Here is a 14,606-nt window from a genome sequence, read left to right as displayed (position 1 = left end):
GTCAACTATGTTGAATCCCAAGACAAGCCAAAATAAAACAAAAGATTATTAATTACTCAACTGCCCCAATTACCGAATCAGCCTATGGCTAATATTGGTAATTGGGGCGTTTCGTAATTAATCGCCTTATATCCCGACACCAAACTGAGTACAGTTATGGTGCCAGGCTAAGGCGCGAAAGCTAACTAACAATAAAGACTCATCAATTCGCTGTCGCAACTCTTCCAAGCGTTCTAAGTTGCGATCGCTGCGTGGTAATTCCAGATGTGTTTTCACCAAAGCATAGCCTAATTCAGCCAATATTTCGTCTGGCTCATAAGGCATTTCAAAATACGACCCAAATGTGTAGGATTGTCCCTCTTGCAAAATCCGACGGCGAGTCATGATTTTTGTGCTTGTGACTACACATTAAAGTACTATTTAATTTTAGCGTGGCGATTCAAATTATAATCATACATATAAAAGTGTTTATGGAGTGACTCTGTAAAAGGATCGCGTTGTCGATTCTGGGACACAGGGTAAACGTATTTATGACACAAGCACAAACAAAACTAGTAACTTTTGAAGAATTCACAGCATGGCGACCGTCAGACCTCAGGTACGAACTACACGATGGGGTAATTGTTGAAATGCCACAACCATCAGGAGACCATGAAGACGTTGTGGGTTTTTTGGTTCAACAATTCACTGTTGAATATGTGCGATTAAATCTACCTTATATAATCCCCAAAACAGTACTGGTAAAACCTGCCAAAAATGAATCAGGTTATGCACCAGATGTGCTGTTACTCAATCGCCAAAATCTTGTAAATGAACCATTGTGGAAGAAACAATCCACTGTAATTTATGGCGCATCAATTCCACTGGTTGTAGAAGTAGTTTCTACGAATTGGGATGATGATTACTACCTGAAGGGGCGACGAAACAAGCTCAAAAGCTTTGTATGTAAGGAGGGCAACGTTTTGTGGTAGAAAAAGATAGGTCTACTTTTGTCAATAAGACCTATCTAATGATAATGTTACCTGCATTCTACCAAAACCACTTAAAAAGTCAATTAAGTTTAGCAGAATACTTGCTGCTAAAAATTTTAATCCATCTATTACAGTCAATCAAAGAAGTAACTTTAGAAAAGTTAGCAAATGCGCTACCTTTGGCAGTTAAATTTGAGAGTAGAAGAAAGAGAATACAAAGATTTTTATCATTACCAAATCTCACCATTGAGAAAGTTTGGTTTCCCATTATTAAAGAATGGCTGGAAACATACTTCAAAGATGAAAAAATTATTTATATAGCAATTGATAGAACTAATTGGAGTCGGATAAATTTATTCATGGTGAGTATCATTTGGGATAAAAGAGCAGTACCAATATATTTTACTTTATTGCCAAAATTAGGTAATAGTAACATCGCTGAACAACAAAAAATATTGTCTCAAGTAATACCAATCTTTAAAAACTATAAAATCTGTGTATTAGGTGATAGAGAATTTTGCTCTGTCAAACTGGCAAAGTATCTCCAGGGATTGGATGTGTATTTTTGTTTGCGATTAAAAAAGAATGAGTTTTTGCAAGTTGAAAAAGATGTTTTTGTTGAGTTAAAAAATCTGGGTTTAGTACCGGGAGTTTCTTTTTTTATCAAAGGAGTTAAAGTGACAAAGACTCGGGGTTTTATGAGCTTTAATGTAGCGGCTAAATGGAAACGTAAAATCAATGGAGTAGCACCGAAAGAAGGATGGTTTATTTTAACAAATTTTGACGACTTAGAGTCGGCAATATCTGCCTATAAACAAAGATTTGATATAGAAGAAATGTTTAGAGATTTTAAAACAGGTGGTTATAATTTAGAAGAGACTAATGTTGAAGGCAACCGATTTATTTCTCTAGTTTTACTGATAACGCTCGCTTACACTTCTGCCATGATTCAGGGTCAAAAAATTAAACATAAAGGAATACAAAAATATGTAGCTCGTGTTAAAGAGTCTGGTCGCTCTGTGCGGAGACATAGTAGTTTTTATGTTGGCTTGTATGGTCAAACTTGGGTCAATTTCACAGATATTTGTATGGAATTAGTGACAGAATTAATGAGAATTAATCGTAATAAGCGCAAGTATTATCAACAGGGATTGAGGGCTATGAAGCTTATCGAGTCTATGTTTTAGCTTATTTCGTCGCCCCCTCAGGATTACTACACAAAGTTGGGTAAATATGAAAGTATTGGAATTCCTGAATACTGGATTGTAGACTACCTGGGACTAGGCGCTAAAAAGTTTACTGGAAATCCCAAAAAACCCACACTTTCTATTTATCAGCTAATAGATGAAGAGTACCAAGTTACCCAGTTTAGGGGAGATGAACGCATCATATCTCCCACATTTCCACAATTAAGCTTGACCGCTAACCAGATTTTTAGTGCGGGAATCTAAGTAAGTCGGCGCGAAAAAACAAAACTATATTACTACACGTAAATATGCCCCAAATGCTTACCTGTTTGACCAATGACAAATGACGAAGAACGCCTGTATGGTTCAATAGACCAAATATATAGTATAAAATATATCAATCTAGAAAATATTGAATTCGTAATGATACTTAAGTTACGCAAGGTATATAAAAATGTGGCAATAATACAATTATGAAGAATACATGAAGTGCAAAAAAGGCGATTGATTTTACTGTATTTTTAACATCAGGTAGTAATACTGATTGACAGAATTAATTAGGGCTTGCTGAATAAGTCTCTAAAGCGAACCTAGAAGCCACACAGGTTGCAAAATGGTTGTTTCATTGCTCAGTTTCCAAATTTACCCAGCGCTCGCTAACGAAAGTGCAAGGGTTTTGAGACTCTAGATGTTATAACCTTGCATTTGTTTGGTAAAAAAGGCTGGAATTCCTTACCTGGACTGCATTACACCTTTATTCAGCAACCCCTAATTACATATTGATTTTTTACCAAGCAAGAATTTCAGCCCATTTTTTGTGTAATTAATTCTGTGCTATTACTGAGTATCTTCCGTAACACTACCCTTAAAGAGGTAAATAATGAATTTGTCTAAATTGGTCAAAAGTCTGACTTTAACTGCAGGGATCATAATTGTATCAGAAACAGCGTTGTTTTCTCCAGAAAACAAGGCTTTAGCGCAGGTAGGATCGGCATCATTTGTTCAGCTTTTTGAGGCTGATGGCGATCCTGGTCAGTGCAATGCCCTTGCATCTGGTGTTATCGTAACTCCTTTCGGAATTTGGTCTAATCCTGTAAGGATAGACACTGATGGGAGATCGGGAGGCTGTCGTCAGGCGTTTACAGTTTCAGATCCACAGAACACACTTGCAGGTTTGAATTTATTTGTTGACTTTAGACCAGACGGCGATCCAGGTCAATGTGGCAATCCCGGCTTGAGAGGGATTCCCGTAATTCCTTTAGATGTTGCATTCTATGGTCCACTTTACAAAACAATTCTTCAAAGTATTGCTTACCGCATTGACACGGATAATCGCAGTGGTGGTTGCCAACAAACATTTTCTTTATCTGGTCGCAACGATATTGTTCTTGATGTATCTTTCACTCCAGATGGAGACGCGGGACAATGCGGTAACGCCGGGGCTTTTACCGTAACTCCAAGTAGTCCGGTGACATTCCGCATTGACACGGATAATCGCAGTGGCGGTTGTCGTCAATCATTTCGGTTGCGCCGAGTATAAAACTGCACTTTGTGAATAGTTCTGACTTGTCAGAACGGGATTCAGCCATTATAGTAGGGTGGGCAATGCCCACCCCATAATTCTACTAAACCTCAACCCCCAAAACTCGCACCAAAAAACCCCACTTATCCGCTGCTTCCTCAATAATCTTCGCCGTGGGCTTACCCGCACCATGTCCGGCTTTTGTCTCAATTCTAATTAACACCGGCGCATCACCAACATGAACGGCTTGCAAAGCAGCAGCAAATTTGAAACTATGAGCAGGGACAACGCGATCATCATGATCGGCTGTGGTAATTAAAGTAGCTGGATAAGCTGTATCTGCTTTGAGGTTGTGCAATGGCGAATAAGCATAAAGGGCGGGAAATTCCTCTGGGTTATCTGCTGAACCATATTCCGAAGTCCAAGCCCAGCCAATGGTAAATTTATGGAAGCGCAACATATCCATAACGCCGACCGCTGGTAAAGCAGCACCAAACAAATCAGGACGCTGGGTCATACAAGCACCCACCAATAACCCACCGTTGCTACCACCACCAATAGCTAATTTTCTCGGTTTTGTGTACCCATTGGCAACTAGCCACTCACCAGCAGCAATAAAATCATCAAATACATTCTGCTTTTTCTCCTTCATTCCTGCTTGGTGCCATTCTTCGCCATACTCTCCACCACCACGGATATTAGGCACAGCATAGACACCACCCATCTCCATCCATACCAAATTACTCACAGAAAAACTAGGAGTGATGGAGGCATTAAACCCACCATAAGCATAAAGGTAAGTGGGATTATTTCCATCTAGTTTAATCCCTTTTTTGTGAGTGATAAACATTGGCAATTTTGTGCCATCTTTGCTGTGGTAGAATATTTGTTGAGTCTCGTAATCATCAGGATTAAAATCTACCTTTGGCTGGCGGAAAAGTTCACTTTTTCCTGTCACCATGTCGTAACGATAAATCGTGCCTGGTGTGGTAAAGCTGGTGAAACTATAAAAAGTTTCGGTATCATGACGCTTACCACCAAAGCCACCTGCAGAACCGACTCCGGGTAATTCTACCTCCCGGACAAATGCACCAGTCAGGTCAAAAATTTTAATTTGGCTATGAGCATCTTTGAGATAATCAGCAACAAATTGGTTATTTAGTATGCTGACACTTTCCAAAGTTTCCGCTGCTTGGGGAATGATTTCTCGCCAACTTTCCGCCGATGGTTGTTGGGTATCGATAGCAATAACTCGTCCCCGTGGTGATTTTAAATCTGTGCGAAAATAGAAGACGCTATCATCATTGTCAATAAAGCTGTAATCAGCCTCAAATTTGTTAATTAGTTCCACTACTTCAGAATTGGGGTTAGTCAAATCTTTGTAGAAAACCAAATTTTTTGGGTCAGTTCCCTGCCAAACTGAGATGATGAGATATTTCCCATCTTCAGTAACACCGCCACTAAAACCCCATTCCTTTTCATCAGGGCGATGATATATTAATACATCTTCTGATTGGGTCGTTCCCAGTTGGTGATAGTAAAGCTTTTGATAATAATTGACATCTTCTAATTTAGTTTTTTCATTTGGTTCATTATAACGACTGTAGAAAAAACCTTGATTATCTTTTGTCCACGATGCGCCTGAGAATTTAATCCATTGCAGGTGGTCTTGGAGGTCTGCACCAGTTTCGATATCCCGCACTTTCCACTCTTGCCAATCAGAGCCAGAGCTAGATAAACCGTAGGCTAACAGGTTCCCGTCATCGCTGATTGATAATCCTGAAAGGGCAATTGTACCATCTTCTGAAAGTTTATTGGGGTCGAGTAAAACTTTCGCTTCGGCGTCAAGAGTTTTGAGAGTGTAGAGGACGCTTTGATTTTGCAGTCCGTCATTTTTGAAATAAAAATAGCGTTCACCGCCACCATTTTTTAAAGATTCACCCTCTTTAAATGGGATGCTATATTTTGCATAATCCCAAAGTTTAGTCAGCCGCTGTTTGATTTTTTCTCTAGCAGGAATTTCGGTAAGATAGGCTGAAGTAACTTGATTTTGTGCCTCAACCCATACCCTTGTTTCTTCTGAATCCGGGTCTTCTAACCAACGATAAGGATCTGCAACTACAGTACCGTGGTAGTTATCAACTTGATCGCTTTTGCGAGTGGGTGGGTAGATGAGGGGTTGTGCTGAGTAGGTCATAATTTGGGAAGGTAACTTTGTCGGCATTGTAGCAACAGTTATGGTAAGGAGTAATCTCCTAGTAAGTATCTATAGAGGATTTGGAGGTTTATAATACCAATTTGACAAAAGAATGGCACAGATAGGGTAGGGGCGCAAGGCCTTGCGCCCAGATTATCGATGTGTTGCGCCCAGATTATCGATGTGTTGCAAAGATTTTTGAATTGATATATAGCGTTTCTCGCCCTAGTGAGGTACATCGGTAAGGGCACGGCAGTGCCGTGCCCCTACATCGCGTGATACAATTTTGTACCTCATCTGAATAGGAAGTGCTATAACTTTACACAATGGTAGTATTAACCAGTTTTTCCCCTTTCAGCATCCTTCCTGCAGCTTCGAGTAGGGCTTCTTCTAGATAGGGTTTGGTGAAGTAACCGCTAGCACCAAGTTGAATAGCCATTTGTCTGTGCTTGTCTGCACCCCGTGAGGTGAGCATGGCGATTGGTAGGTGGTTGAGATTGTTGTCTTTTTGGATGCGTGAGAGCAACTCTAGTCCATCGCAACGGGGCATTTCGATGTCGCAAAATACTATATCACAAGGCAGACCAGAACGCAATTTATCCCAAGCTTCCTGACCATCACGGGCTTGTTCTACGCGATAACCTGCTTTGTTAAAGGTCAAGGAGAGCAATTCCCGGACTGTAATTGAGTCATCAACAATCAGGACTGTTGGGTCAATTTTCACAGCCGATGTATCTGGCGTATTGGGAGTAGCTTTTTGCTGCCAATAAGTACTAGTATTTTGTTTAGAAATCCGTCCCTGGAAGATGTCCATGATTTCTAGTACGTCAGCAATCGGCATAATACGACCATCACCTAGAACTGTAGCACCAGCTACACCGATAGGTTTAGGTGCTGGGCTTTCAAATTGCTTAATGACGATTTCTTGTTCGCTCAATACCAGATCAATCTGTAAGGCTATCAAGGTATTTCCCGATCGCACCACGACGACGGAAACCATATCATCATCTCGGTTCCCACCATAAACATTACCACGACTCAGCTGGCGATTGAAGCTTAAAAGTTCTTTCAGGGGTCGGAATGGTAATATTGTATCCCGCCAGGAAATAAATGATTGTCCATCGGCAGTGTGCTGGATATTTTTGACGGGTATATCTAGGGTATCTTCAACGCCGTCCATCGGGAAGGCAATCCTAGCTCTATCAGATACACAGCAGAGAGCTTTACAAATACTCAAGGTCAGTGGTAGACGTATTGTAAAGGTTGTTCCTTTACCAATAGCGGAATCGGTGTTAACTATCCCCCGAATTTCGCTAATCTCGGAGCGGACTACATCCATTCCCACACCACGACCTGACATTTCATCCGCCTGATCTTTCATCGTAAAACCAGACTGGAACAGCAAGTCATAGACATCGATGCGGCTCATGGCTTTTGCTTGTTGGGCTGTAATCATCCCCAGCTTCAAAGCCTTTGCTTTGACTCGTTCTGCATCGATCCCCGCACCGTCATCACCCACAGAAATCACGGTTTGGTTCCCTTGGTGAAAGGCGCGGATTGTAATCACTCCCACGGGTGATTTACCTAGGGTTGCTCGTTCCTCTGAGGTTTCAATGCCGTGAATGATTGCATTATTGAGCATGTGGGTTAGCGGATCATTCAGATGATCGAGGATCATCTTATCAATTAAGGTGTTCCCACCTTCAATAAGTAACTCTACCTGTTTACCATACTTAATAGCATTATCTCGCACTCCTCGCCGCAAGCGATCGATAGTTTGGGAAAAAGGCACCATTCGCGCCCTTGTCAGTCCCTCTTGTAGCTGGGTGGTAACTTGGCGGAACTGTCGCGCTACTCGCTCAGTTTCTTCGGTCACAAAGTCAATGTCACTAGCCGACTCTCGCACCCGCACAATCATTTCAATCATTTCCTGGGATAATGTATGGAAAGGCGTGAAACGATCCATTTCTAGCTCACTAAAACCCCGCTCTGCATTGCTGTCATGGGTGGGGACAGAAGCAGAGTCTTTGTGTTTGCGACTGGCGAGGAGAGAGGCTTCTAATAGCGATCGCTCATATAACTCCTGCATCCTCGCACCCACATTCGACAGCTGTTGTACCTGAATTAACAAGTTATCTAGTGACTGTCGCAGACGTTCGTGATCCTGCTCTAAGGTATTGCGGTTTACCACCAATTCCCCAACTAAATTGCTCATATCGTCCAGTTGTTTAACTGGCACTTTCATCGTTTCTTCAAATCTCGCCGCACGACGATTAGAGCTACGTTGGATTTTATTTGTATTCGATTTTATTTGTGGTGAGTGCGATATCGTTTGATCTGCTTGGGCTAGCAGTTTCTCTAAATCACTAAATTCATCGTCTATCTCTGGTATCACCGCCTTGCTAGCTGTGTAATCAGCAGCTGGTGTCAGTTGTGGCTGGAATGATAGCGGTGGTGAGGACACCTGTTCATTGTTGTCTGTACCCAGCAATGCTTCCAATGCAGCAAAATCTTCTACTGTGATAGCAAAAGCATTGCGAATAGGAGCTACTTGTTCTTCTTGTAGTAATGCTTCCAAATCAGCAAATTCATCTTGAATATAAGTCTGATTTTCTGGAGCTACTGCTTGAGGTATAATAACACCATTTTCTACTTGAGATATTTCGCCTATATCCAACACAGGCTCTGACAAATCCGCTGATTCTGCTGTGAGATTTAACTCAGATTCAGTGCCTATACTTTGTAATAACTCTTCCTGACTTTCTCCTGCTAATAAAGCATAATCTCTCATCAATAAATCATTGTCTAAACCCAATTCCTCGCTTTGTACAAGGCTTGCTTCTGTAAATTTAACTTCAGTTGCTAACGGAGAATCTAAAATCTCAGACTCAATTGCTATATCTGTAAAATTAAATTCTGGATTAATAGTTTCTCTTGGCAATAAATCATCTAAATCATTAATAGGATTATCGGCGCTGTCTAGCTGAATATAAGTAGTAAGAGTAATGGTTTGATCTTCATTCTCATCGCTAGCATCCAAAAACTCAAATTCCAGGTCAGTAAAGGATTTAGAACTATCAGCAAATTCTGTCTCTAGCGGCTGATTGGTAAATTCGGGGATGAAATCCAAAACTTCGGGAGTTAGATCTGTCGAATCGTTCTCTGATTGGAGGTGGATACTCTCAGCCACAGACTCTACATCATCCCTAACAGCAGATAAATTTGTCGTGTTACTTGCTGTAAACTCCCCAAACAAATCATTCCCCACATCTGATGTTATATTCAGTTCAAGTTCCGGCTCTGGCTGTAAAAAAGTAAGTTCAAAATCTTCTACACCAAAACTGTTTGTTGGTGAAGATATATCCTGCTGACTATCAACAAAAAAGTCTTCATTAGCCGCAGCCATAAACAAACTTTCTTCTAAAGCTTGCACAACTTCCTGCTTTTGTTCTGGTTCGGCTTCTTGTTCCCAGAAGTTGCTGATAGGGTCTTCTGACACAGAAAACTCTATATTTGTGTCATCAGATGTATTAAATAAATCTCCGATAGCTGACTCGCTTGGAGACAGTAGTGAATTCTCTTCCAGTTCCGCAAACAGATGATCGAAAGATACGTTTTCTGGCTGAGATATGTGATTATTAGGCGTACTTTCTTCCAGCCGATTAGTATTTTTATCAGCTAAAAATAACTCTTCAAAATTGTTTTCTTGCTTGGTGGTTACTTCGAGGCTGGCGATATTTTCCGTCTCTGCTGGAGTTAATTCTCCTGGAGATATTGATTCATTTTCATCTAGTTCCAACTCCACTAAATCGTCGCTGATATTCGCTGTGGATATTTCTCCAGCAGACTTTTGGGAATCATCGGCGATTTGGGTTAATTCATCTAGTCCCAACTCCAATAAATCATCGCTGATATTCGCTGTGGACATTTCTCCAGCAGACTTTTGAGAATCATCGGCAATTTGGGTTAATTCGGCGAAAATTGGCTCATTAGAGGAGTCTAAATTTAGCTCCAAGTCAGAAATATTATCCAACTCATCCAACTCAAAGGTTGTATCTGATAAAACATTGACTGGCAATTCGGAATTGTCTTTTTCTAAAAAATTGTCGCCAAATAACAACGATAAATCTTCACTATTAGCGGAGATTGTTGGAATTTCCTCACTGCTATTATCATCATCAAATAACAGAAAATCAGCAAAATCATTATCAAGATTCTCGGTTTCGCTGTTGTCAATAATTCCCGATGTATTGTCGGTATTCACGTCTAGGATTTCCTCTTGTTGCCAAGTCTCATCCAGTTCGGAATTGTCAATTTCAAACAAACCAGCAAGGGTATTTAACTCAGCTATTCCTACTTCTGGTCCCTTGGAATCAATATTGGTATTTGTTGGATGTCGATCATTTTCCAGACTGGATAAGGGGTGAGAAAGTAGAGAAGTTTCCGTGACTGTGTTTTCTGCGGCTGCGGGAATTTCTACGTCTAGATTAAGTTGCTCAGATACCTCAGTTAGGCTAATAATCGTGTTTTTATTGCCATTGACAAAATCATCTGTTGTTCCAGACAATAGATGATCAGCCCCAGTTTCTGTAATTGACTGTGTTGCTGGCTCTTGCTCTAGCAAATCAGGGGTTATTTCTAATAGTTCAATCTCAGGAAAGTTGAGGAGTGCTTCTAATTGTTGACTAATTGTAATCTCAATGTCCCTACCTTGTAGGACTAACTCCTGAGCTTGTTTAAATTCTGTAATGACAATTTTAGCTAAAGTTAGATAGGTATTTTCAGGATTAGCGATCGCACTAGCGGCCGCTTGACATAAACTACACCACTTAGGTAAATGAAATTTCTCACCCAGTGTGACTAATTGGTGACAGCATTGCTCTAAATTTTGTCGAGATTCAGGCGTTGTACTTTGCTTAAACAATTGCAACATTTCCCGCAGTGTTTGTAACACTTGGGTTTGAAACTCGCCCCAATTTTTATCTTCAGGGATGGGGACAGGCGATCGCTCCTCTTCGGATGTGTCAAACACAAGATTGGTGTCTTCGACCTGGAAAATCTGACTGAGTGAATTAACGTTATCTGTCCCTGTTGACTGGCTGTGAATTTCCCTAGTACTGCTAACTACTCCATTGGTGCCTTGTTTTACGAGTAATTCTAGATGCTCATGCAGCCATTGAAACACCGGCTCAGTTTCTGACATCAGAGTATTTGCTGTCTCTTCCGACAGACCATAGGGTCCGCTCAAATTCTCTAACAGCACTTTAAGAGTATCAGAGACACCGAGAAATAAAGACTCTAACTTTTGGTCAATCTGAACCGGATGCTCTTTGAGAACCTTGAAACAATCTTCCAAACGGTGAGAAGTGTGCTGGATGCTACTTAGTCCCAGCATCGCCGCTCCTCCTTTAATAGAGTGAGCCGCCCGGAAGACTTCGTTAATCATTTCCGGGTCGTTTAAAGTACTTTCCAGATTCAGCAATCCCTGCTCAATGGTATTGAGATGGTCTCTTGCTTCTTCAATAAAGTAACCCAAAATGCGCTGTTGTTGTTCCGGCAGCATAGTTCAAAGTTCTGAGTTATGAGTGCTAAGTTATTCTTTGTCCTTTGTCCTTTGTCCTTTGTCCTTTGTCCTTTGTCCTTTGTCCTTTGTCCTTTGTCCTTTGTCCTTTGTCCTTTGTCCTTTGTCCTTTGTCCTTTACTAATGACCAATAACAAATGACCAATAACAAATGACCAATAACAAATGACCAATAACAAATGACCAATAACAAATGACCAATAACAAATGACCAATAACAAATGACCAATAACAAATGACCAATGACCAATGACCAATGACAAATTACCGAGATTCGATGGTTTCGACTCGGAAGCGTTCCACGGAAGCTATCAAGTCGCGGGATACACCCACCAAGTTTTGGAGGGCGCCGGAAACTCGCTGGGCTTCCTGGGAGGTTTCTTGCGCTGTCAGTTCTACGGTTTGCATGACGTGAGCAACGGCGCGAGAAGTCTCCGTCTGTTCCACTGTATCCGTGGTAATTGAACGCACAAGGATATCAATACGATTCGCCACTTGAATGATATTTTCTAGCGATCGCTTGGCTTCTTCTGCCAATTTTGTGCCTTTAATGACCTGTTGTGTGCCTTCTTCCATTGCGGTCATTACAGAGCCTGTTTCGCTCTGAATTTGCATCACAATTTGTTCGATTTCCTTTAAGGATTTGGCAGATTTGTCGGCTAGCTGTCGCACTTCATCTGCCACAATAGCAAACCCCCGTCCGGCTTCTCCTGCCCTTGCTGCCTCAATACTAGCATTGAGGGCTAACAAATTGGTTCTCGAAGCAATCTGAGAAATCAAAGCCACAATCTTAGAAATTTCTTGAGAAGATTCTGCCAGTCGTTTCACCTTGCGAGTGGTTTCTGCTACAGTTTCCCGAATTTCTAAAATCCCCGCCACAGTATTTTCCACAGCTTCCCCACCTTTGAGGGCGATGGTACTAGCATCACGGGCTACAGTTTCGGCTTCTCGCGCCGCTTCTGCTACCCGCTGAATTGAGTCTGTCATCACCTGGACGGAATTCAAGGTGTTTGCTAACTCTTCAGCTTGTCGCAACGCATCACTAGATAAGGCTCTAGCAAAGGTTTCTGAGTTGGTTGCACCTTTAGTCACTTCTCTAGCTGCGACTTTTACCTGTTGGACAATATCCCGCAGATTTTGAATTGTCAGGTTAAAGGCGTCTGCAACGGCTCCTAGTACGTCGGCTGTCACCTCAGCTTGAACCGTTAAATCTCCCCTAGCGGCTCCTTCTACGTCGTCTAAGAGGCGAATTACTTGACGTTGCAGGTTTTCTTTGGCTTCTTCTTGTTCATCGGCTTTGCGTTGGGCTTCATTTGTGGTCGCGAAAATTACCCGCGCCATTTCATTAAAGCCGGTGGCTAGCATTCCTAATTCATCTTCGGAATAGACTGTGGCTTTAACATTGAGATTACCTTGGCGTACAGCATCAAACTGAGCTTGTAGATCCTTGGTTGTGCGCCGAATTTGCTTGAGTGTGAGATTTCCCATCACCCCTGCAGTCACACCACCAGCAATCCCAGCAGCTAAGGCCATAGCCCAACCTGTATTGCGTACTGACTCCCTTTGTTGGGCTGGCGAAAAGGTCGTAGCCGCAAAGCTGACTGTCGCTACCATCAGCGCCGAAACCACGCCCACAACCCCGGCTACTACCCATTGTTTGTTTTCTAGGCTGGCATTTTCTAGGAGTGCTAACCAGCCCTGCTCAACGCTGACGTTAGGTTCTAGCTTAGAGACATCTGTTTGGGTAAAGACTGGGACTGCTTCTTGGGAGCCGGTGATACTAAATAGTTCTTCTTCGCGATCGCTATTTGTGGCATCACTCATAGGAAGATCTATGCCTTTACTTGGCAATCTCCCATTGGCATCCAGGGTACCAACACGGATGGCGACTTCAGCAAAGGTTGGCTCTTCTTCTGTCAGATCAAAGCCAGGAATACTGCCTAGATCATCAAATTCATCAAAGTCATCTAAAAACTCGATATTACTCTTAGCTGTTTCTGCATTCAATATACCAGTTGTGTCTTCATCAGTGTTAATATCTTCCGTCCCAAATGCCGATTCAAATGCCTCAAAATCAAAATTATCATCCCCCTCAAAATTCTTGATGCCGCCGGCGACACCCGATTTTATCGCCTTTTGTTCTACCGCGTAATTTCGCTCAAAAGATGATGTGACTTCCGGCAAATCTTCTGCGGTGTCTGTGTCTGTTTGTCCCAACCAATTTTCTGATGTAACTTGAAAATCATCTTTGTTATATATCAAGTTTTTGGGATTTTTGCCAATTTCTTCTCCCATCGACTTGCTGATCAATAGAGTATCATCAGACTCGTCATTTTTTGGCAATTCCAAATCAGCACTCCTCGCTGCTGGCGAAGTTTCGCCAATCAACAACTCAGCCGGTATTTCCGAGTTACCTTGTGCAAAAGGTGAATTGCTATCGTCGCCAATACTGGGAACTGAATCTGACTCGTCAATAGTACCCGTTGATAGATCTTCTTGCCAGAAAGGGGGAAGTTCTAATTCTACTTGGTCTTGCCAACTGTTGCTTTGAGAATCTTGCTCACTTGGTTGTTCATGCAAGCTAAAAGGGTCTTCCGTAAAAGATGCTGCAGAATCTGCTTCTGGCGAAAATTCCAGATTGTCCGTGGGAATATAAAAGGGATTTCCTAATGATATTTCATCTATTTCCTCTGAAATTTCTTCCTCCTCACTTAAGGATTCAAAATCAAAGCTGTCCTCTTCTAAATTCTCACTCAAATCCCATTTTTTTAATTCTAGTTCATCAACTTGCACAGCTGCCGATATATCTACTGCATCTCCTTGACCATTGTCTACAGAAGAGTTCGATAAATCTAAAGTTTCTTGCAATTGATTAATACTATCAATTCCATTTTTGGCAAACTCTATAATTCCCGCATCTTCACTCAATACCAAAACTGTTTCATATTCTATTTTGGCAATATCATACTCCTGCAAAACGTAGTAGATATGACCCCTTAACAAATGAGAATTAGAGTCATCTGGTAAATTTTGCACCACCTCGTCAATTAAAGTGGCTGCTAGTTCATAATTCTGTTCTGTGTAGGCTGTATAAGCCTGCTGATAAGCTTCGAGGTACTCATCTATACTTGCTGCCATTTCCTCTCTC

The 14,606-nt window shown here is 41.6% G+C and carries 7 protein-coding genes and 2 pseudogenes; 4 read left to right on the top strand and 5 right to left on the bottom strand.

What is annotated here, in order from left to right; genetic code table 11:
* Window positions 1–126: 126 nt before the first annotated feature.
* Entirely contained in the window at window positions 127–384 is a 258-nt protein-coding gene (locus tag HEQ19_23535; GenBank protein ID WZI66996.1) for a hypothetical protein, read from the bottom strand.
* Window positions 385–530: 146 nt separating this feature from the next.
* On the opposite strand from HEQ19_23535, the pseudogene HEQ19_23530 reads away from it, so the two are divergent.
* The 4 genes and pseudogenes from HEQ19_23530 (at window position 531) to HEQ19_23515 (ending at window position 3,698) form a co-directional block, all read left to right on the top strand.
* A pseudogene (locus HEQ19_23530) lies at window positions 531–908 on the top strand (Uma2 family endonuclease).
* 107 nt (window positions 909–1,015) lie between these two features.
* A complete protein-coding gene (locus HEQ19_23525; protein ID WYM03565.1) occupies window positions 1,016–2,158 on the top strand; it encodes an IS4 family transposase in 1,143 nt (380 codons plus the stop codon).
* Window positions 2,159–2,179: 21 nt separating this feature from the next.
* A pseudogene (locus HEQ19_23520) lies at window positions 2,180–2,422 on the top strand (Uma2 family endonuclease).
* Between the two features lie 616 nt (window positions 2,423–3,038).
* Window positions 3,039–3,698, top strand: coding sequence for a hypothetical protein (locus HEQ19_23515; GenBank protein WYM02027.1), 660 nt, complete (start codon window positions 3,039–3,041; stop codon window positions 3,696–3,698).
* Between the two features lie 85 nt (window positions 3,699–3,783).
* On the opposite strand, the gene HEQ19_23510 is transcribed toward HEQ19_23515, so the two are convergent.
* The 4 genes from HEQ19_23510 to HEQ19_23495 all read right to left on the bottom strand — a co-directional run bounded on the left by HEQ19_23510 (window position 3,784) and on the right by HEQ19_23495 (window position 14,596).
* Complete coding sequence (locus HEQ19_23510; GenBank protein ID WYM03564.1) at window positions 3,784–5,877, bottom strand: prolyl oligopeptidase family serine peptidase; 2,094 nt, start codon at window positions 5,875–5,877, stop codon at window positions 3,784–3,786.
* A 319-nt stretch (window positions 5,878–6,196) separates the two neighbouring features.
* Complete coding sequence (locus HEQ19_23505; GenBank protein ID WYM02026.1) at window positions 6,197–11,440, bottom strand: response regulator; 5,244 nt, start codon at window positions 11,438–11,440, stop codon at window positions 6,197–6,199.
* Window positions 11,441–11,578: 138 nt separating this feature from the next.
* Window positions 11,579–11,701: a hypothetical protein gene (locus HEQ19_31290; GenBank protein WZI66995.1), complete on the bottom strand. Its 123-nt coding sequence runs from the start codon at window positions 11,699–11,701 to the stop codon at window positions 11,579–11,581.
* Window positions 11,702–11,722: 21 nt separating this feature from the next.
* A complete protein-coding gene (locus tag HEQ19_23495) occupies window positions 11,723–14,596 on the bottom strand; it encodes a methyl-accepting chemotaxis protein (protein WYM03563.1) in 2,874 nt (957 codons plus the stop codon).
* Window positions 14,597–14,606: the final 10 nt, after the last annotated feature.

Source organism: Gloeotrichia echinulata CP02 (assembly GCA_038087035.1).
Classification (GTDB): domain Bacteria; phylum Cyanobacteriota; class Cyanobacteriia; order Cyanobacteriales; family Nostocaceae; genus Gloeotrichia; species Gloeotrichia echinulata.
Note: the sequence above shows the minus strand (reverse complement) of the source record. Positions and strands in the feature narration are given on the sequence as shown.

Coding starts and splice junctions, on each gene's coding strand:
- HEQ19_23535 (WZI66996.1), bottom strand. CDS start 384: ATGACTCGCCGTCGGATTTTGCAAGAGGGACAATCCTACACATTTGGG.
- HEQ19_23495 (WYM03563.1), bottom strand. CDS start 14,596: ATGGCAGCAAGTATAGATGAGTACCTCGAAGCTTATCAGCAGGCTTAT.
- HEQ19_23525 (WYM03565.1), top strand. CDS start 1,016: ATGTTACCTGCATTCTACCAAAACCACTTAAAAAGTCAATTAAGTTTA.
- HEQ19_23515 (WYM02027.1), top strand. CDS start 3,039: ATGAATTTGTCTAAATTGGTCAAAAGTCTGACTTTAACTGCAGGGATC.
- HEQ19_23510 (WYM03564.1), bottom strand. CDS start 5,877: ATGACCTACTCAGCACAACCCCTCATCTACCCACCCACTCGCAAAAGC.
- HEQ19_23505 (WYM02026.1), bottom strand. CDS start 11,440: ATGCTGCCGGAACAACAACAGCGCATTTTGGGTTACTTTATTGAAGAA.